Annotated in this window: 17 protein-coding genes; 8 read left to right on the top strand and 9 right to left on the bottom strand. The window is 71.8% G+C overall.

From position 1 onward, the window contains the following. Positions 1-5 precede the first annotated feature (5 nt). Positions 6-383 carry a hypothetical protein gene (locus MUB56_RS17375; protein WP_244928266.1) on the bottom strand — a complete coding sequence of 126 codons (378 nt, stop codon included), beginning with the start codon at positions 381-383 and terminating at the stop codon, positions 6-8. 45 nt (positions 384-428) lie between these two features. Between MUB56_RS17375 and MUB56_RS17370 the strand changes: the two genes are divergently transcribed. Then, entirely contained in the window at positions 429-1,088 is a 660-nt protein-coding gene (locus MUB56_RS17370; protein ID WP_244928265.1) for a nitroreductase family protein, read from the top strand. A gap of 83 nt (positions 1,089-1,171) precedes the next feature. Here the strand turns inward: MUB56_RS17370 and MUB56_RS17365 are convergent, their stop codons facing one another. The 7 genes from MUB56_RS17365 to MUB56_RS17335 form a co-directional block, all read right to left on the bottom strand. Beyond that, entirely contained in the window at positions 1,172-2,143 is a 972-nt protein-coding gene (locus tag MUB56_RS17365) for an alpha/beta hydrolase (protein ID WP_244928264.1), read from the bottom strand. Further along, positions 2,140-2,922, bottom strand: coding sequence for a glycerophosphodiester phosphodiesterase (locus MUB56_RS17360; RefSeq protein WP_244928263.1), 783 nt, complete (start codon positions 2,920-2,922; stop codon positions 2,140-2,142). The genes MUB56_RS17365 and MUB56_RS17360 overlap by 4 nt, the downstream gene beginning before the upstream one ends. Continuing rightward, a complete protein-coding gene (locus MUB56_RS17355; protein ID WP_244928262.1) occupies positions 2,919-3,671 on the bottom strand; it encodes a gamma-glutamyl-gamma-aminobutyrate hydrolase family protein in 753 nt (250 codons plus the stop codon). The genes MUB56_RS17360 and MUB56_RS17355 overlap by 4 nt, the downstream gene beginning before the upstream one ends. Next, entirely contained in the window at positions 3,671-4,450 is a 780-nt protein-coding gene (locus MUB56_RS17350) for a 3-oxoacyl-ACP reductase (protein WP_244928261.1), read from the bottom strand. Before MUB56_RS17350 ends, MUB56_RS17355 begins: the two co-directional genes overlap by 1 nt. Before the next feature lie 71 nt (positions 4,451-4,521). Next, entirely contained in the window at positions 4,522-5,913 is a 1,392-nt protein-coding gene (locus MUB56_RS17345) for an aldehyde dehydrogenase family protein (protein ID WP_244928260.1), read from the bottom strand. After that, positions 5,914-7,275, bottom strand: a complete 1,362-nt coding sequence (locus tag MUB56_RS17340; protein ID WP_280637300.1) for a glutamine synthetase family protein — start codon at positions 7,273-7,275, stop codon at positions 5,914-5,916. Positions 7,276-7,283: 8 nt separating this feature from the next. Beyond that, entirely contained in the window at positions 7,284-8,018 is a 735-nt protein-coding gene (locus MUB56_RS17335; RefSeq protein ID WP_244928259.1) for an FCD domain-containing protein, read from the bottom strand. Positions 8,019-8,174: 156 nt separating this feature from the next. Here MUB56_RS17335 and MUB56_RS17330 point away from each other — a divergent pair, with 156 nt between their 5' ends. Genes MUB56_RS17330 through MUB56_RS17320 form a run of 3 tightly spaced genes read left to right on the top strand, consistent with a single transcriptional unit; the run spans position 8,175 to position 13,131 of the window. Next, positions 8,175-9,764 (top strand): amino acid permease, encoded by a 1,590-nt coding sequence (locus MUB56_RS17330; RefSeq protein ID WP_244928258.1) that lies wholly within the window; start codon positions 8,175-8,177, stop codon positions 9,762-9,764. Positions 9,765-9,776: 12 nt separating this feature from the next. Continuing rightward, positions 9,777-10,697, top strand: coding sequence for a phosphotransferase (locus MUB56_RS17325; protein WP_244928257.1), 921 nt, complete (start codon positions 9,777-9,779; stop codon positions 10,695-10,697). Continuing rightward, complete coding sequence (locus MUB56_RS17320; RefSeq protein WP_244928256.1) at positions 10,690-13,131, top strand: FAD-dependent oxidoreductase; 2,442 nt, start codon at positions 10,690-10,692, stop codon at positions 13,129-13,131. Before MUB56_RS17325 ends, MUB56_RS17320 begins: the two co-directional genes overlap by 8 nt. Positions 13,132-13,157: 26 nt before the next feature. Here the strand turns inward: MUB56_RS17320 and MUB56_RS17315 are convergent, their stop codons facing one another. Continuing rightward, positions 13,158-13,931 (bottom strand): hypothetical protein, encoded by a 774-nt coding sequence (locus tag MUB56_RS17315; RefSeq protein ID WP_244928255.1) that lies wholly within the window; start codon positions 13,929-13,931, stop codon positions 13,158-13,160. Positions 13,932-14,121: 190 nt separating this feature from the next. Between MUB56_RS17315 and MUB56_RS17310 the strand changes: the two genes are divergently transcribed. The 4 genes from MUB56_RS17310 (at position 14,122) to MUB56_RS17295 (ending at position 18,643) form a co-directional block, all read left to right on the top strand. After that, positions 14,122-15,600, top strand: a complete 1,479-nt coding sequence (locus tag MUB56_RS17310; RefSeq protein ID WP_244928254.1) for a PAS domain-containing sensor histidine kinase — start codon at positions 14,122-14,124, stop codon at positions 15,598-15,600. Between the two features lie 52 nt (positions 15,601-15,652). Next, positions 15,653-16,771 (top strand): PP2C family protein-serine/threonine phosphatase, encoded by a 1,119-nt coding sequence (locus MUB56_RS17305; RefSeq protein WP_244928253.1) that lies wholly within the window; start codon positions 15,653-15,655, stop codon positions 16,769-16,771. A gap of 103 nt (positions 16,772-16,874) precedes the next feature. Then, positions 16,875-18,026 carry an LLM class flavin-dependent oxidoreductase gene (locus tag MUB56_RS17300; protein WP_244928252.1) on the top strand — a complete coding sequence of 384 codons (1,152 nt, stop codon included), beginning with the start codon at positions 16,875-16,877 and terminating at the stop codon, positions 18,024-18,026. Next, entirely contained in the window at positions 18,023-18,643 is a 621-nt protein-coding gene (locus MUB56_RS17295) for an FMN reductase (RefSeq protein ID WP_244928251.1), read from the top strand. Before MUB56_RS17300 ends, MUB56_RS17295 begins: the two co-directional genes overlap by 4 nt. The last annotated feature ends 60 nt before the right edge of the window (positions 18,644-18,703 follow it).

Here is an 18,703-nt window from a genome sequence, read left to right as displayed (position 1 = left end):
GCGCCTCAGGCCTGCTTCGGCCGCTTGGGCTTGGCGCGCAGGCCGAGCAGGCCGGCGGCGACGGCGCCGACGGCGGGGCCGATGAGCGCACCGCCGGTCTGCTTGGAGACCGAGCCCTCCTGGATGCCGAGGTAGCCCGTGCCGGCGTCGGCGAGGTCGACCAGCACGCCGAGCAGCACCAGGTTGCGCCGAGCCTTCCCGCGCGCGAGCAGGGTCGCGGTGCCGAGGGCGATCTCGCGCGAGCCGAAGAGCCGCGTGACGTACGACAGCTGGAGGTTGTTCGCCGGGTCGAGCTGGAAGAGCCGCCCCGCGCGCTGGGGGTCGGCGAGCGCGACGGCGCCGACGGCGATGCGGCCAAGTGAAAGTCCGGTCACAGGATTCATGGCCGCGACCCTAGCGGTCACCACCGGCCTGACAGCCTCGGTGTCATGGACCTGTACGACGTGATGCGGACGACCCACGCCGCCCGGAAGCTCACCGGCGACCCGCTCCCCGACGAGGTGCTGCACCGGATCCTCGACCACGCCCGGTTCGCGCCCAGTGGCGGCAACCGCCAGGGCGCCCGGGTGGTCGTGGTGCGCGAGCCCGCCACCCGGGAGCGCCTCGCGGAGCTGAGCGAGCCCGCGGTGCGTCGCTACGTCGCGCAGACCAAGGCCGGACAGAGTCCGTGGAACCCCCTGGAGCCGCCGGCGCCGAGCCCGGAGGAGATCGCCGCGACGAAGGTCCCCGCTGCGTTCACCGAGCCGCTGCGCACCGCCGGCGCGGTGCTCGTCTTCTTCGTCGATCTCGGCGTGGTCGCCGCGATGGACCAGGACCTGGACCGGATCGGCCTGATCGCCGGAGCCTCGGTGTACCCGATGGTCTGGAACGTGCTCCTCGCGGCCCGCAACGAGGGGTACGGCGGCACGATCACCACCATGGCCGTCGCCGAGGAGCCGGCGGTGCGCGAGCTGCTCGACGTGCCGGAGCGGTTCGCGCTCGCGGCCGTCGTACCTCTCGGGAGGCCGGTGACGCAGCCGACCCGGCTCAAGCGGCAGGAGGTCGCCGAGTTCGTCACCCGGGAGACCTTCACCGGCGACCCGCTCTGACCCGTTCGGCGGGTACCTCGCCGAGTCGGCGCAAGTTTGCGCCGACTCGGCCAGCTCGACGACAGGCGGAGGGGCAAGCGGGATCAGAGGCGGTCGACGTACGCCGCGTGCCAGCGCTCGATCTCGGCGTACACCTTGCCTCGGGGCTCGGGCAGCGAGAGTACGACGTCGTGGCGGGCGCCCGCGACCGCCACGTAGGTGACGTGCGGCCCGACGGCCGTCGACCAGCGCCGGATCTGCGCGACGTCGAGCACGATGTCGAAGCCGTGCACCTCGGGCCCCATCTCGACGGGGCGGGCGGAGGCGCCGGAGGAGAGCACCAGAACCGGGCACGGGACCGCCAGGCCGCGCTGCAGCCGGGCGTGCCCGATCCGGATCGCCCGCAGCCAGCCGGTGCGGACGGCGAAGGACTCGAGCGGCTTCCAGGTCAGGTCGAAGTCCCACTCGCCGTGGTGGTCGCGGTGCAGGCTGCGGCCGTAGAGACCGTTCACCTTGCGCGGGATCTCCCGCAGCGGCTGGCGCGCGCCGAGCTGCTTGACGACCGCGGTGCCCACGGTGCGCATCAGGAGCCCGGCCTGGAAGTCGAGCCAGGGGGAGTTGAGCACCATGCCGGCGAGGGCCGCGGGTTGCCGCGCGTCGGCCCACAGCGACGTGGTCAGCCCGCCGGTGGAGTGCGCGGAGATCACGACGTGGTCGTGCCCGTCGCGCTCGGTGATGATCTGCCAGGCCTCGTCGAGCTCCTCGAAGTACTCCTCCACGTCGGTGACGTACGTCGGGGTCTGGTGATCGCGCAGTGAGCGGCCGTACTTGCGCAGGTCGACGGCGTAGAAGTCGTAGCCCCGTGCGGTCCACCACTCGGCGTACGCGGTGTGGAAGAAGTAGTCGGCGAAGCCGTGGACGTGCAGGACGGCCCGGTTCGTGGGACGCGCCGCCCGGAGGTGCACCAGGGTGGCGACCACCTCGCCCTCGTCGTCGGGGGCGAGGGTGAGGGTCTCGGCGAGGTAGGGCTCCCCGAGCACGTCGGTGACGGCCTCGGTGCGGGATCCGGCGCTCATGACCGCAGTCTGGCAGTCCGTCGGTCGCGGACCTCGAGCGCCAGGTCGGGATGGTTGGTGGTGACGAGCCAGGCGCGACCGGGCTTGAGCCAGTAGTGCAGGGACTTCTCGGTGTCGATGGTCCACACCAGCAGCGGCAGCCCGCGCCGTCGGGCGAAGCGCGCGACGCCGTAGCGGGCCAGGGTGTGGTTGGCGACCATCACGTTGGCCAGCGAGGCGCGGTAGCGCAGCCGCGGGAAGAGCTCGGAGAGCCGGATCCGTACGGCGGCCCGCAGTGGCAGACCGCGCACCCGGCGTCCGAGCGAGAGGCCGGCGAGGATCGGCAGACCCTCGGCGTCGGACCACTCCCGCACCGCCCGCACCGACCGGTCGTCGAGGGTCGTGACCACGATCCGCTCGGCACCCAGCACCTCGACCGCCCGCCGGACGGCGGCCACCTCGTGCACGCCGCCCGGGGAGCTGAACTTCAGGTCGATGTGGGCGTGCGCCCGGCCGTCGAGCGCCTCCAGCACCTCGTCGTAGCGGAGCGCGCGGGGTGCGTGCGCCGAGAACTGCGCGAAGGTCACCTCGCGCAGCCAGCGCTTCTCCCCGTCGACTGGGATCCAGTCGTCGTGGAAGAGCACCAGCTCGCCGTCGGCGCAGCGGTGCACGTCGAACTCGACGTACTCGACGCCGAGCGCGAGCGCCCGGTCGAGCGCGATCCGGGTGTTCTCGAGCTCCTTGTCGCCGCCCGCGCCGCAGCGGTGGGCGCTGAGCAGGACCTGCGGCTGGGGCCTCACCGGCGGCTGCCGTTCGCCGCGTACGCCGCCGCCGCGCGCACCAGTCCCGCGAGCAGGCCGACGTCGGCCGCGGTCTCGGGATGCCACTGCACGGCGAGGCGGAAGGGGGTGTCGGCCGTCTGGGGATCGAGCTCCATGGCCTCCAGCGTGCCATCGTCGGCGTACGCCGCGGGCACGTACCCCGGGTGGGTCCGCACCGACTGGTGGTGGTGGCAGCGGACGTCGAGCCTCTCGCCGACCAGCGCGGCCAGCCGGGTGCCGGGTCGGGTGCTGACCCCGACGTCGCCGAAGACGTCGCCCCCGGGGCTGTGCCGCTCGTGCCCGACCCGGTCGGGGGTGTGCTGGTCGAGGGTCCCGCCGGCGTGCACGGCCATCACCTGCATGCCCCGGCACACGCCGAGGACCGGCAGTCCGCGCGCCTCGGCGGCGTCGAGGAGCGCGAGCTCCCAGGCGTCCCGGTCGGGCCGCCAGCCGGCGGTGCGCCTGTGCGGTGCGGCGTCGTACCGGCTCGGGTCGACGTCCGCGCCGCCGCTGACCACGAGTGCGTCGACCCGGGCGATGACCGTCTCGGCCATCGCTCCTGTATCGGTGGCCGAGCCTGTCGAGACCGGGGGAAGCAGCACCGGCACCCCACCGGTCGCCTCCACAGCCTGGGCGTACTGCGAGGGCAGCAGGTCGGCCCGCTGCCGCCAGACCCCCCAGGCGGCGTCCTCGCGGTAGGTGCTCAGCCCGATGACGGGGGCGCTCATCAGAGGGGGGTGACGTACGCGCCCGAGATGCCGCCGTCGACCAGGAAGGTGTTGGCGGTCATGAACGAGGAGTCGTCGGAGGCCAGGAACAGCACGGCGGCCGCCATCTCGGACGGCTCGCCGAAGCGGCCCATCGGGACGTGGACGAGCCGCCGCGCGGCGCGCTCGGCGTCCTTGGCGAACAGCTCCTGCAGCAGCGGCGTGTTCACCGGCCCGGGGCACAGCGCGTTGACGCGCACCCCCTGGCGGGCGAACTGGACCCCGAGCTCGCGGGTCATCGACAGCACCCCGCCCTTGGACGCGGAGTAGGAGATCTGGCTCGTGGCCGCGCCCATCACCGCGACGAACGACGCGGTGTTGATGATCGACCCCTTCCCCTGCTCCAGCATGTGGGGGAGTGCTGCCTTGCAGCACAGGTACACGCTGGTCAGATTCACCTCCTGGACCCGGCGCCAGGCGTCCAGGTCGGTTTCCAGGATCGAGTCGTCCTCCGGCGGGCTGATGCCGGCGTTGTTGAACGCGATGTCGACCGAGCCGTAGGTGTCCTTCGCCGCCTGGAAGAGCGCGTCGACCTGCTCCTTGTCGGTCACGTCGACGTGGACGTACGACGCGATGTCGCTGCCGCCGAGCTGGCCGACGAGCTGGTGCCCGCGCTGGTCGTCGATGTCGCCGATGATGACCTTCGCGCCCTCCTCGACGAACCGCTGGACCGTCGCCAGGCCGATGCCCGAGCAGCCGCCGGTGATGACCGCGACCCGGTCCTGGATGCGTCCTGCCATGAGTTGCTGCTCCCTACGGTGGTTGAGGTGCGAGGAGCGCTAGCGACGAGCCTCGAAACCCGGTGGGCGGATCAGTGGGCGATGAAGACGTTCTTCTCCTCGGTGAACGACAACGGCGCGTCCGGACCGAGCTCGCGCCCGAGGCCGGACTGCTTGTAGCCGCCGAAGGGAGTCCAGTAGCGGACGGCGGAGTGGCTGTTGACCGACAGGTTGCCGGCCTCGACCGCGCGCGCGACGCGGAGCGCGCGGCCGAGGTCGTCGGTGAAGATCGAGCCGGAGAGGCCGTACTCGGTCGCGTTGGCCAGCTCGACGGCGTGCGCCTCGTCGTCGAACGGCATCACGGCGACCACGGGACCGAAGACCTCCTCGCGCCAGATCCGGGCGTCGGGGTCGTCGACCGTGACGACGCTCGGCGGCACCCAGAAGCCGTCGCCGCCGGGCGTCGAGCCGGCGAACGCGACCTCGGCCCCGGATCCCGGGGAGTCGAGGTAGGACTGCACCCGCGCCTGCTGGGTGGCCGAGATGAGCGGGCCCATCTCCGCGCCCTCGTCGGACTCCGGCACGGCCACGCGGAAGCCCTCGACGGCCGGCTGCAGGAGGGACAGGAACTCGTCGTACGCCGATCGCTCGACCAGGATCCGTGAGCGGGCACAGCAGTCCTGGCCCGCGTTGTCGAAGACGGCGTACGGCGCGGACGCGGCGGCCGCCGCCAGGTCGGTGTCGGCGAAGACGAGGTTCGACGACTTGCCCCCGAGCTCCAGGGTCACCCGCTTCACCTGATCGGCGCAGCCGGCCATGATCCGCTTGCCGACCGCGGTGGAGCCGGTGAAGCAGATCTTGCGCACCAGCGGGTGGGTCACGAACCGCTGCCCGACGACGGGCCCGGCGCCGGGCAGCACGGTCAGCACGTGCTCGGGCAGCCCGGCCTCGAGGGCGAGCTCGCCGAGGCGGATCGCCGTCAGCGGGGTCAGCTCGGCCGGCTTGAGGACGACGGTGTTGCCGGCGGCGAGCGCGGGAGCGAGGCCCCAGGCCGCGACCGGCATCGGGAAGTTCCAGGGCACGATGATGCCGACCACGCCGAGCGGCTCGTGGAACGTCACATCGACGCCGCCCGGCACCGGGATCTGCTTGCCGAACATCCGCTCGGGGGCACCGGCGTAGTAGTTGAGGCAGTCGCGGACGTTCCCGGCCTCCCAGCGGGCGTTGCCCCAGGTGTGGCCGGCGTTGCGGACCTCGAGCTCGGCCAGCTCCTCGACGTGGGCGTCGACCACGGACGCGAAGGAGCGCAGGAGCCGGGCCCGCTCACCGGGCGCGACCGCTCGCCAGGACGCGAACGCCTCGTGCGCGGCGGCGATGGCGGCGTCGGTCTCGGGGAGCGAGGTGAGCCGGACCTCCCCGATCGGTGCGGCGGTGGCGGGGTTGACGACGGTGAACGTCTCGTCGGTCGAGCCTGTCGAGACCATCTAGAGCCTTTCGAAGCCGCGGCGCAGCTCCCAGTCGGTGACGGCGGCCTGGTACGCGGCGAGCTCCACGTCGGCCATGTTGGTGTAGTGGTCGACGACGGCGTCGCCCAGGGCGGCGCGCGCGATCGTCGACGAGGTGAACGCCTCGCGGGCGGCGGCCAGGGTCGCGGGGACCTTCGGCCGCCCGGACGTGTAGGCGTTGCCGACCAGCTCGGGCTCCAGCTCGAGACCCTGCTCGATGCCGTGCAGGCCGCCGGCGAGCATCGCCGCCAGGGCGAGATAGGGGTTGGCGTCGGCGCCCGGCACCCGGTTCTCCATCCGGGCCCCGGCGCCGTGGCCGACCAGCCGGACGGCGCAGGTGCGGTTGTCCAGGCCCCAGGCGATCGTCGTCGGCGCGAACGAGCCGTCGGCGAAGCGCTTGTAGGAGTTGATGTTGGGCGCGAAGAGCAGCGTGAAGTCGGCGATCGTCGCCAGCACCCCGGCGACGAACCGGTCGTAGAGCGGCGTGCGGGCGCCGTCGTCCCAGAACACCAGCTCCCCGTCGGTGCCGCGCAGCGACAGGTGGATGTGGCACGAGCTGCCCTCGCGCTCGTCGTACTTGGCCATGAAGGTGATCGCCCTGCCCTGCTGGGCGGCGATCTCCTTGGCGGCGTTCTTGTAGACCGCGTGGTTGTCGGCGGTGGTCAGCGCGTCGGCGTAGAGGAAGCCGATCTCGTGCTGGCCGAGGTTGCACTCGCCCTTGGCGCCCTCGACGTCGAGGCCGGCGTCGTACATGTGGTTGCGGATCGCCCGCAGCAGCGGCTCGACGCGGGTGGTGCCGAGGATCGAGTAGTCGACGTTGTACTGGTTGACGGGCGTCAGGTCCCGGTACCCGGCGCGGTGGGCGTCCTCGTACGTCGTGTCGAAGGCGATGAACTCCAGCTCCGTGCCGGCCAGCGCCGTCCAGCCGTGCTCCGCGCATCGGTCGAGCTGGGCCTGCAGGATCGTGCGCGGCGACTGGACGACGGCGGAGCGGTCCGGCCAGACCAGGTCGCACTGGACCATCGCGGTGCCCTCGAGGTGGGGCAGCAGCCGGATCGTCCGCTCGTCGAGCACGAACTCCATGTCGCCGTACCCCTTCTCCCACGACGAGATGGCGTAGCCGTCGACGGTGTTCATGTCGACGTCGACGGCCAGCAGGTAGTTGCAGCCCTCGGTGCCGTGCCCGACGACGTGGTCCACGAAGTAGCGACCGTGCAGGCGCTTGCCCTGGAGTCGGCCCTGCATGTCGGTGAACGCCACGATGACCGTGTCGATCTCGAGGACCTCGATCCGGCGGATCAGGTCCTCCATGCTCAGGTGCCGGTCGTTGCGCAGCTGCATCCGTGCTCCTATCCGACCAGTCCGCGCAGCAGCGCGGCGGTGTCGTCGCAGTGTTCCTCCATGGCGGCTCGGGCGCGCTCGGGACGCCCCGCGAGGATGGCGCGTACGACGGCCGCGTGCTGGCGGTCGGAGTGCGCGATGTTGGTGTGGAGGACGGGGATCGCCAGCAGCATCTCGTGCAGCGTCGCCTGCGCCGACGTCACCGACTCCACCATCCGGGGGGACCCGGTGAGGGCCGCGATGGTCAGGTGGAACCGGGAGTCGGCCTGCCGGTGGTCGGCCGGCCGCCGGGCCGAGGTGACCTCGTCGAGCGCCTGCTGCAGCTGGGCGCGGGCCGGCTCGGCGAGCGGGAGTCCCGCAGCGAGTGCTGCGGCTCCGGGCTCGATCACACGGCGGAAGTCGAGCGAGTCGAGCCAGTCGGCCCGTCGTTCGGGGGAGATCCGCGCCGCCGCACGCCCCGAGGGCGTGCGCGGCTTGAGCGTGACCACGGTGCCACCGCCGCGACCACGGGTGGTCTCGACCAGTCCGGCCTGGCGCAGGGCGGCCATCGCCTCGCGCAGGGTGGCTCTCGAGACCTGCAGCCGGGTGGCCAGCTCGCGCTCCGGAGGGAGGACGGAGCCGAGCGGGTAGACCCCCAGCCTGATCGCCGTGGCCAGCCGCTCCACGCACGCCTCGAAGGCGTGGTGGCCGCGTACGGGCCGCAGAACTGCCTCCGGGAGCCCGGCTGCTGGGTCGGCGGTCATGCGGATCATCCTCGGTTCCGGCGAGCGGGGGAGTCAATCGATCCCGACAGAGTAAAGGTCTGGGTTCATACCGAATTTACGGCTGGGTGTTTACACCCCGATTCCGCCGGGGCTAGCGTCCGCTTCACGATTGCACGAACGTCCCGGAGGTGCGCCATGGCTGACTCCCAGATCCACAACGAGGACGAGGCACTGCTCGCGAAGCTCGGCTACAAGCAGGAGCTCAACCGGACCTGGTCCGGTTTCTCGAACTTCGCGATCTCCTTCTCGATCATCTCGATCCTCGCCGGCTGCTTCACGACGTTCGGCCAGGGCTGGAGCAACGGCGGCCCCGTCGCCATCACGTGGGGCTGGCCGATCATCTCGATCTTCATCCTGATCATCGGCTTCACGATGTCCGAGCTGGTCTCGGCGTACCCCACCTCGGGTGGCATCTACTGGTGGGCCGCCAAGCTCGGCGGCCCGGCCGCCGGGTTCTTCACCGGCTGGCTCAACCTCATCGGCCTGATCGCCGTCACCGCCTCGGTGGCGTACGGCGCCGCGACGTTCCTCGACATCACCCTCAGCACGATCAGTACCGGCTGGGCCGAGGACTACAGCCTCACGCGCGTGTTCGTGCTCTTCGTGCTGATCATGGTGATGGCGGTGCTGCTCAACGCGTTCGGCGCGCACCTGCTGGCCGTCATCAACAACGTCTCGGTGTGGTGGCACGTCGCCGGTGCCGCGATCGTGATCGCGGTCCTGATCATCGTCCCCGATCACCACCAGGACATCTCGTTCGTGGTCAGCGAGCGAATCAACAACTCGGGGTACGACGCGGGGTCCAACAGCGGCGGCGTCTACTGGTTCCTGGTGCTCCCGCTGGGGTTCCTGCTCACGCAGTACACGATCACCGGCTTCGACGCCTCCGCCCACCTGTCCGAGGAGACCTCGGCGGCGTCCTCGGCGGCCGCCAAGGGCATCTGGCGCTCGATCTTCTACTCGGCGATCGGCGGCTGGATCCTGCTGCTGTCCTTCCTCTTCGCTGTGCAGGACCCCGACGGCGTGACGGCCGGGATCAACTCGGGCCTCAACGGGGCCGACGTGATCTTCGGTCAGGCGCTCAGCGACGGCTGGCACATCCTGATCCTCGTCATCTCGACGGCCGGCCAGCTCTTCTGCGCGACCGCCTGCCTGACCAGCGCCTCGCGGATGAGCTTCGCGTTCAGCCGGGACGGCGCGCTCCCCGGGTCGAGGCTCTGGTCGAAGGTGGCGAGCAACAAGATCCCGATCAACGCCGTGCTGCTCTGCGCCACGGTCGGGGTGCTCATCACGCTGCCGGCGCTGATCGAGGTCAACATCGGCACGCCCGAGGAGCCGCTGATCGTCCCGACGGCCTTCTACGCGGTGGTCTCGGTCGCGGTGATCGGCCTCTACCTGGCCTTCGCGATCCCGATCTTCCTGCGCTGGAGGATCGGCGACGCCTTCGAGGCGGGCTCGTGGACGAACGGGTCGAAGTACAAGTGGATGAACCTGGTCGCGACCGCCGAGATCATCATCATCTCGATCTACTTCGTCCTGCCGCTCTACCCGGCGGGCGTGCCGTGGAACGACGAGTTCACCTGGAAGTTCGTGAACTACGCCCCCCTCCTCACCTTCGGTGCGCTCCTGGTGCTGACGATCTGGTGGCACCTCTCCGCGAAGAAGTGGTTCACCGGTCCGAAGAACACCATCGACACCGCGGTGATCGAGGCCTTCGACGACTAGCGCGACGCCAAGGTGGCAGCGACCGGCTCGGCCGACCTGGACCGCCTCGCCTGCCTGGCGGGGCGGTCCCGGGTCGTCCTCGACCTGCCGGGCGGGCTGACCAACCACAACGTGCGGGTCATCACCACCGACTCCGGGCCGCCCCTCGACGTCGTGGTCCGGTGCTCGTACGGCGATCCCGCCCTGCTCGGCATCGACCGCGACGCCGAGCACGCCAACACCGTGGCGGCCGCGGCAGCCGGGGTCGGGGCACCCGTCGTGGAGTACCGGCCCGACCTGGCGATCCTGGTGATCGGCTTCCTCGAGGGCCGCACCCTGGAGGACGCCGACTTCGCCGACGACGGCGTGCTGCACCGGGCCGCCAGCGCCTGCCGGCGCCTGCACGCCGGGCCCGCGTTCACGGGCACGTTCGACATGTTCGCGCGGCAGGCGGCGTACCTCGCGACGGTGCGGGAGCACGGCTTCGCGCTCCCTTCGTCGTACGACGACCACGCGGCCGCGTGGGAGGACGTACGACGGGCGCTCGCCGCCGCCCCGCGACCGGGGGTGCCCTGCAACAACGACCTGCTGGCGGCGAACTTCGTGGACGACGGGGTGATGGTCCGGCTGATCGACTACGAGTACTCCGGCGCCAACGACGCCTGCTTCGAGCTCGGCAACACGAGCACCGAGTGCGACTTCACCCCCGAGCAGACCGAGGCCTGGACGGCGGCGTACTTCGGCGACCCGACCCCGGCGGACCTCGCCCGGGTGCGGGTGCAGGCGCTGTGCAGCGAGTACGGCTGGTCGCTGTGGGGCTTCATCCAGGCCGCCACCAGCCCGGTGGAGTTCGACTTCCACGGCTGGGGGCTGGAGCGCTTCGAGAAGGCGGTCGCGACCTTCCGCGGCCCCGACCTCGCGGGTCTCCTGACGGACGTGGCGTCCGATGGCTGATCTCCCCTCCCGCGCACGGGTCGTCATCGTCGGCGGCGGCGTCGTCGGCACCTCGGTGGCCTACCACCTGACCAGGCTCGGCTGGACCGACGTGCTCCTGCTGGAGCAGGGTCGGCTCTCCGGCGGGACGACCTGGCACGCGGCCGGGCTGGTCGGGCCGCTGCGGGCCTCGGAGGGCGGCACCCGGCTGGTCCAGTACTCCGCCGAGCTCTACGACGCGCTGGAGGCCGAGACCGGACTGGCGACGGGCTACCGCAACGTGGGCGGCGTGATCGTGGCCCGGACCGAGGACCGGCTGGTGCAGCTGCGGCGGACGGCGGCCAACGCGGCGGCGTACGACCTGCCCTGCGAGCTGGTCACCCCCGAGCGGTCCCGGGAGCTGTGGCCGCCGATGCGGGTCGACGACCTGCTCGGCGCGCTCTGGCTGCCCGGCGACGGCAAGGTCAACCCGACCGACCTGACCCAGTCGCTGGCGAAGGGCGCCCGGCAGCGCGGTGCGGTCGTGGTCGAGAAGGTGCGGGTGACCGGCTTCGACGTGGTCGAGACGCCGGCCGGTCGGCGGGTGACCGGGGTGCGCACCGATGCCGGTGACATCGAGGCCGAGGTCGTCGTCAACTGCGCCGGGCAGTGGGCCAAGGCGCTGGGCGACCTGGCCGGCGTGACCGTGCCGCTGCACTCGGCGGAGCACTTCTACGTCGTCACCGAGGCGATCGAGGGCTGCCACCCGGACCTGCCGATCCTGCGCGACCCCGACGGCTGGACCTACTTCAAGGAGGAGGTCGGTGGCCTGGTCGTCGGCGGGTTCGAGCCCGAGGCGAAGCCCTGGCGCTCGCCGGACGACCTGCCGTACCCCTTCGAGTTCCAGCTGCTCGAGGAGGACTGGGACCACTTCTCGGTGCTGATGGACGAGGCGCTGGTGCGGGTCCCGGCGCTGGAGCAGACCGGCATCCGGAAGTTCTACAACGGCCCGGAGTCGTTCACCCCCGACAACCAGTTCCTGCTGGGCGAGGCGCCGGAGCTCGACGGCTTGTTCGTCGGGGCTGGCTTCAACTCGGTCGGCATCGCCTCGGCCGGCGGCGCCGGCCGTGCGCTCGCGGAGTGGATCGTCGCGGGGGAGCCGCAGGACGACCTGGTCGGGGTCGACGTACGCCGGTTCGCGCCGTTCCACGGCGACAACGGCTGGCTCCGCTCGCGCGTGGCCGAGGTGCTCGGCCTGCACTACGCGATCCCGTGGCCCAACCGCGAGCTCGAGTCCGGCCGACCCCAGCGGACCTCGCCCCTCCACGATCGGCTGGCGGCGAGGGGAGCGCTGTTCGGGACCCGGATGGGCTGGGAGCGGCCGCTGGTCTTCGGGCCCACCTCGCTGGACTACGCCTGGGGCCGGCCGGACTGGCTGGACGCCTCGGCCGCCGAGCAGCGGGCGTGCCGCACCGCGGTCGCGGTCTTCGACCAGACCTCGTTCTCCAAGTACGTCCTCGCCGGGCCGGATGCGCTCGCGGCGCTGCAGTGGCTCTGTGCCGCAGACGTGGACGTCCCGGTCGGCGGGTGTGTCTACACGCCGTTCCTCAACTCGCGGGGCGGCTACGAGGCCGACCTGACCGTCACCCGGACCGGCGCGGACGCCTTCCTGCTCGTCTCGAGCTCGGCGACCACGATCCGCGACCTCGACTGGATCCGGCGGCAGAGCGCGGCGGTGGGCGTCGGGGTGCGCGCCGCCGACGTCACCGACGCCTCCGCCGTGCTCGGCGTGATGGGCCCGCGCTCGCGCGAGCTGCTGGGCTCGCTCACGCCGGCCGACCTGTCGGAGGCGGGGTTCCCGTTCGCGACCAGCCGCGAGGTCGAGCTCGCCGGCACCACCGTCCGGGCGACCCGGATGACCTACGTCGGCGAGCTGGGCTGGGAGCTGCTGGTGCCGGTCGCCGAGGCCGCCCGGGTGTACGACGCGCTCTCGGCCGCTGGTGCGGCGTACGGGCTGGTCGACGCGGGCTACTCCGCCATCGAGTCCCTGCGGCTCGAGAAGGGCTACCGCGCCTTCGGCCGCGAGCTCACGCCGGAGGTCACCCCCGTGGAGGCGGGGCTGGTCTTCGCCACGGCGCTGCGCGGCGACAAGCCGTTCCTCGGCCGGGAGGCGCTCGTGGCACGACGCGCGGAGCTGGCCCGCGGTGGAGCCCGCCGGCGGGTGGTCTCGTTCGCGGTCGGCTCGTCCGAGCCGATGCTGTGGGGTGGCGAGCTGGTGCTGCACGACGGTGGACCGGTCGGCCAGGTCACCAGCGCGGCCTGGGGCGAGACGGTCGGCGCGTGCGTCGGGCTCGCCGCGCTGCGCCGCGACGAGCCGGTCACCGAGGACTGGCTCGCCGCGGGTGGGTTCCAGGTCGACGTCGGCGGCGAGCGGTGCGAGCTGCGGGTCTCGCTCCGCGCTCCGCTCTCCGGCTGATCGCCGGCCCGCTTCGTCGTACCGGGTCAGCCCCGGGAGCCGACCCGGTACGACGCGCTGGCGGTGCCGCCCCGGTAGTCGACACACTTGCCCCGGATCGCTCTGGTGCACGTGTCTCTCGGCACCGTCACGTCGACGCGGAACCGGGGCTTCTTGCCGGCCCGCACCTTCACGGCACGGTCGACCGCGAGGTGGTGGGTGCGGCCGAGGCCCTTCAGGCTCCATCGGGCCGTCGTGCCGGAGGTGGTTCGGGAGAGGCTGGCACTGTCGGAACACCAGGTCACCGAGCCGAGGTCGGCCGAGGCATCGATCACCGGCCAGGGTGTGGAGAAGCCGATGTCCACCGAGTGGCAGTCCCCCTGGGTGGCGCGGAGCGTCTTGGTGTCGGTGTGGTCGACCAGGCGCGGGCCGAGGCTCGTCACGCCGATCGTCACCGTGCCGCCGCGGTGCTTGCCGACGCGGTCGGCGGCGACCACGTCGACGTCGAGCAGGTAGTAGTCGTACTTCTTCATGCCGTCCTTGATCCGGTAGACCGACAGCTTGGTCTCCAGCGTGCCGCGCGCCACGGCCCGGCCGAGTGGCCAGCACTGGCCGGCTCTGGGCGGGCAGTAGTTGCCGCGGTTGGCTCCGTAGTCGTTGAAGGCGATGCCGTAGCGGCCGCTGACCGGCTTGTCGCCCACCAGCCTCGCCTCCTGCGTGACGCCGACATCGGCGTGAGCGGGATTGAGCGGGGCCAGCAGGACCGACGTCAGGCAACCGGCGATGGTGGCCGCGAAGGCGGTGGGACCGGGTCGTCGCATGGTGCTCCTCGTCCGAGATGGTGACCGATCCCCTCCCCGCGCGGGCTGTGATCCAAACCACAGGTCCGTCGGACCGCGCTCCGGTCCGGCCGGTGATCTCTCCTCGTATTGGGCCACCGCCGGAGCCCACTGTCCCTTACGTTTCTCCCAGGCCCGCGTGGGCACTCGGTCCCTGAGGAGGTGCCGCCGGGTGGACGACGTTCACGACAGCTCGGCCCTGTGGCGGCTCACGCTGGAGTACTCCCCGGTCGGGATGACGCTGGTGGACCTGGACGGCACGCTCCTGCTGGTCAACCGAGCCTTGTCGGAGATGCTCGGCTACGACGTCGAGACGCTCACCCGGCGCGACTTCCAGCAGATCACCCACCCGGACGACCTGGACACCGACCTCCGGCACTTCCACCAGGCCCTCGACGGTGAGATCGACTCCTACCGGCTGCGCAAGCGCTACCTGCACGCCGACGGGCACGTCGTCTGGGGCGACCTGTCGGTCGCCATCGTCCGGGGGCCGGAACGGGAGCCGCTCTACTTCATCTCCCAGATCCTCGACGTGAGCGAGCAGCACGAGTTCGAGCAGCGGCTGCAGGCGGCGAAGGCCGAGATCGAGCACGAGCGGAACGCGCTCGAGGCGATCTTCGAGACCGTCACCGTCGGTCTGCTGCTGATCGACCGCGACGGCCACTACGAGCGGATGAACCGGCGGCACGAGGAGACGATGCGGTTGCCGTTCCCCGAGGGCCACCGGGGTGCCGCCGGCCAGCTCGGTCACGTCTACCAGGTCGACGGCAAGACCCTGATGACGCGCGAGGAGATGCCGTCGTACCGCGCCGCCCAGGGCGAGGAGTTCGACGACTACACCTACTGGGTGGGCTCGGACCCGCTGACCCGTGCAGCCTTCTCCACCTCCGCCCGCCAGGTGCGCGGGCCGGGCGGCGAGCGGCTGGGCGCCGCGCTCGCCTACCAGGAGATCACCGAGGTGATGCGCGCCATGCAGGTCAAGGACGAGTTCGTGTCCTCGGTCTCCCACGAGCTGCGCACCCCGCTGACCTCGGTCCTCGGCCACCTGGAGATGCTGGCCGAGGAGGACCTCCCGCCCTCGGTCGCGGCCCAGCTCGAGGTCGTGCGGCGCAACGCCGCGCGGCTCGGCGCCCTGGTGGCCGACCTGCTCCTGGTGGCCCAGGTCGGCGAGGGGGGCCTGCGGCTGCAGCGCCGGACCGTGGACCTGTCCGCGCTGATCCGCGAGGCCGTCGAGGCCGCCCGACCCACGGCCGAGAAGGCAGAGGTCCGGGTCGACGCGGTCGTGCCCGACCGCCTGCCCGCCCGGGTCGACGAGCAGCGGATCCGCCAGGTGCTGGACAACCTGGTCTCGAACGCCGTCAAGTACAGCGTGGTCGGCGGTCGGGCGACCGTCTCGCTGCGACAGCGGCCCGACACGGTCGAGATCGAGGTGAGCGACACCGGCATCGGCATCCCCGCGGACGAGATCGAGCAGGTCTTCTCCCGCTTCTTCCGCGGCGGGCACGCGCTTTCCCAGCACATCTCCGGCACCGGCCTGGGTCTCAACATCGTCAGCTCGATTGTCGCCGCCCACGACGGAACGGTGTCGCTCGAGAGCGAGGTCGGCGTCGGCAGCACCTTCCGGGTGACGCTGCCGCACCGGTCCGGCTGAGCCCTGGGGAACCCGTCCGTGACCGGCTGCGGGAACGACATAGTCTTCACGCGTGGGAGGGCAGCGGGAGACGTTCAGGGACCGGGTCTCGCGGCACGTTCGGGAACGAGTGCTGGGCTGGCGCAGCGGCACCCCGCAGAGCCAGGTGCTCGCGCTCGTCCTGCTGCTGCTGGGCGTGGCGGCGTCGTTCGCCGTGTCGGTGATCGACTACGAGATCATGCCGCTGACGACGTACTTCGTCTGGCTCCTGCTCGGCATGCTGCTGCTCCGCTTCCGGCCGCTGGTGTGGCTCACCCTGGCCGCCTCGGCGGCCGCAGTGGGATCCGTCCTCGTCAGCGACATGACGTTCAACGGCGCCCGGGCCTCGGCGCTCACCTCGCTGGCGCTCTCGGTCGCGATCATCCTGTACCAGTCCAGCCGGCAGCGCTCCGGGCTGCCCGCCGCGCTCGGTGAGGCGATGCTGGCCGACCTGCGCGACCTCCAGGAGGCCCAGGCCACCGTGCCGCCGCTGCCCGACGGCTGGCTCTCCCAGTCGGCGATGCGGGCGGCCCACGGCGTCGGGTACGCCGGGGACTTCCTGGTGGCCGACCTCTCGCCGGACGGCAGACGGCTCGAGATGGTGCTCGTGGACGTCTGCGGCAACGGCGTGAAGGCGAGCCCGCGGGCCCTGCAGTTCGCCGGCGCGCTGGGTGGGCTGATCGGCGCGCTACCGCCTCGGGAGCTGCTCGGGGCGGCGAACGACTTCCTGCTGCGCCAGCACTCCGACGAGACGTTCGCGACGGCGGTGCACGTGCTGGTCGACCTGCCGACGGGGGAGTACGGCATCTTCAGCGCCGGGCACCCGCCCGCCCTGCGCTGGGACGCCGAGCAGCGCGAGTGGAGCGTCGACAACGCCCGCGGCACGGCGCTCGGCATCGCGCCCGACCCCGAGCTGCACCTCAGCGTCGGGCTGCTCGCGCCCGGCGACGCGCTGCTCTTCTACACCGACGGCGTCGTCGAGTCGCGCGACGCCGACCTCGACACCGGCATCGACTGGCTGCGGGGAGTCGCCCGCGGGGCGATGAGCGGGGGGATCGACGGGGCCGCGCGCCGGATCGTGCAGCAGGTCGACCGCGGGGACGACGACCGCGCCGTACTGATCCTGGGCCGCCCGCTGCCGGAGGCCGACTAGCCAGCTCGGCATCAGGACCGGGAGCCCCGGAATACTGCCGAGGGGACCGCGGTTCACTGGTTAGTTCGATATTCAACCAACACCATCAGTAGCGGAGGCAGTCATGCAGATCGGCATCTTCAGCGTCGGTGACGTGACGCCCGACCCCACCACGGGGCGGACGCCGACCGAGCACGAGCGGATCAAGGCCACGGTCGCGATTGCGAAGCACGCCGAAGAGGTGGGTCTCGACGTCTTCGCCACCGGCGAGCACCACAACCCGCCCTTCATCGCGTCGAACCCGACGGCCACCCTGGCCTACATCGGTGCCCAGACCGAGCGGATCATCCTGTCGACCGCGACGACGCTGATCACCACCACCGACCCGGTGCTGATCGCGGAGGACTACGCGAAGATCCAGCACCTCACCGACGGCCGCGTCGACCTGATGATGGGCCGCGGCAACACCGGTCCGGTCTACCCGTGGTTCGGCAAGGACATCCGGCAGGGGATCAACCTGGCGGTCGAGAACTACGCGCTGCTGCGCCGGCTCTGGACCGAGGACGTCGTCAACTGGGAGGGCAAGTTCCGCACTCCGCTGCAGGGCTACACGAGCACCCCGCGCCCGCTGGACGGCGTGGCGCCGTTCGTGTGGCACGGCTCGATCCGCAGCCCGGAGATCGCCGAGCAGGCGGCGTACTACGGTGACGGGTTCTTCCACAACCACATCTTCTGGCCGGCCTCGCACAGCAAGCAGATGGTCGACCTCTACCGGCGCCGGTTCGAGCACTACGGCCACGGCCGGTACGACCAGGCCATCGTCGGACTCGGTGGGCAGTTCTTCATGCGCAAGGACAGCCAGGCCGCGGTCAACGAGTTCCGTCCGTACTTCGACAACGCGCCGGTCTACGGGCACGGCCCGTCGCTGGAGGACTTCACCGAGGCGACCCCGCTGACCGTCGGCTCGCCCCAGCAGGTGCTGGAGCGGACCCTGGGCTTCCGGGAGTACGTCGGCGACTACCAGCGTCAGCTGTTCCTCGTCGACCACGCCGGACTGCCGCTGAAGACCGTGCTGGAGCAGCTCGACCTGCTCGGCGAGATCCTGCCGGCGATGCGGGCCGGGTTCGCCGAGGGCCGGCCGGCCGACGTGCCGGATGCGCCGACCCACGCCTCCCTGGTGGCCGCCGCGGGCGGCGCCCGGGACGCCACCGTGCACGCCCAGGACGACGTCACCGGCCACCGCGCCGAGGAGCAGGCCGAGGAGGTCGACGCATGACCAGGATCGTCGTCGTCTCCGCGGGGCTGAGCGTCCCGTCGTCGACCCGGCTGCTGGCCGACCGGCTGGCCGCCGCGACGACGGCGGCGCTCGGCGCCGACGAGACCGAGCTGACCGTCGTCGAGCTGCGCGACCTCGCGCACCAGCTCACCGACCACCTGCTGACCGGCTTCGCACCGCCGGAGCTGGCGCGGGCGCTCGAGGCGGTCCGCGAGGCAGACGGGCTGATCGTGGTGACGCCGGTCTTCTCGGCGTCGTACTCCGGGCTGTTCAAGACGTTCGTCGACGTCCTTGAGCCGGGGCTGCTGGAGGGCAAGCCGGTGCTGGTCGCCGCGACCGCCGGCACCGCCCGGCACTCGCTGGTGCTCGAGCACGCGCTGCGGCCGCTGTTCGCCTACCAGCGGGCGATCGTCGTGCCGACCGGGGTGTTCGCCGCGACCGACGACTTCGGCGACACCGGCCTCGAGGACCGCGTCGAGCGGGCCGCCGGCGAGCTGGCCACCCTGGCCGGCAAGGTGCAGTCCAGCGGCGCGGCCAGGCGGCGTCGTACCGTCGAGGACGAGCTCGCCGAGCCCACCCCGTTCGAGCAGCTGCTCCGCGAGGCCTCCGGCCACTGATCCGCCCCCCGCCGAGTCAGCAGAAGCAGCTGGCCGAGTCAGCACCAGTGGTGCTGACTC

Source organism: Nocardioides sp. W7 (assembly GCF_022919075.1).
Lineage (GTDB): Bacteria > Actinomycetota > Actinomycetes > Propionibacteriales > Nocardioidaceae > Nocardioides.
This window is presented reverse-complemented; position numbering and strand designations above follow the sequence as displayed.

What these genes read in the sequence shown, in the direction of transcription:
- MUB56_RS17375 (WP_244928266.1), bottom strand. Translation starts at nt 383, where the DNA reads ATGAATCCTGTGACCGGACTTTCACTTGGCCGCATCGCCGTCGGCGCC.
- MUB56_RS17370 (WP_244928265.1), top strand. Translation starts at nt 429, where the DNA reads ATGGACCTGTACGACGTGATGCGGACGACCCACGCCGCCCGGAAGCTC.
- MUB56_RS17365 (WP_244928264.1), bottom strand. Translation starts at nt 2,143, where the DNA reads ATGAGCGCCGGATCCCGCACCGAGGCCGTCACCGACGTGCTCGGGGAG.
- MUB56_RS17355 (WP_244928262.1), bottom strand. Translation starts at nt 3,671, where the DNA reads ATGAGCGCCCCCGTCATCGGGCTGAGCACCTACCGCGAGGACGCCGCC.
- MUB56_RS17350 (WP_244928261.1), bottom strand. Translation starts at nt 4,450, where the DNA reads ATGGCAGGACGCATCCAGGACCGGGTCGCGGTCATCACCGGCGGCTGC.
- MUB56_RS17345 (WP_244928260.1), bottom strand. Translation starts at nt 5,913, where the DNA reads ATGGTCTCGACAGGCTCGACCGACGAGACGTTCACCGTCGTCAACCCC.
- MUB56_RS17340 (WP_280637300.1), bottom strand. Translation starts at nt 7,275, where the DNA reads ATGCAGCTGCGCAACGACCGGCACCTGAGCATGGAGGACCTGATCCGC.
- MUB56_RS17335 (WP_244928259.1), bottom strand. Translation starts at nt 8,018, where the DNA reads ATGACCGCCGACCCAGCAGCCGGGCTCCCGGAGGCAGTTCTGCGGCCC.
- MUB56_RS17330 (WP_244928258.1), top strand. Translation starts at nt 8,175, where the DNA reads ATGGCTGACTCCCAGATCCACAACGAGGACGAGGCACTGCTCGCGAAG.
- MUB56_RS17320 (WP_244928256.1), top strand. Translation starts at nt 10,690, where the DNA reads ATGGCTGATCTCCCCTCCCGCGCACGGGTCGTCATCGTCGGCGGCGGC.
- MUB56_RS17315 (WP_244928255.1), bottom strand. Translation starts at nt 13,931, where the DNA reads ATGCGACGACCCGGTCCCACCGCCTTCGCGGCCACCATCGCCGGTTGC.
- MUB56_RS17300 (WP_244928252.1), top strand. Translation starts at nt 16,875, where the DNA reads ATGCAGATCGGCATCTTCAGCGTCGGTGACGTGACGCCCGACCCCACC.
- MUB56_RS17295 (WP_244928251.1), top strand. Translation starts at nt 18,023, where the DNA reads ATGACCAGGATCGTCGTCGTCTCCGCGGGGCTGAGCGTCCCGTCGTCG.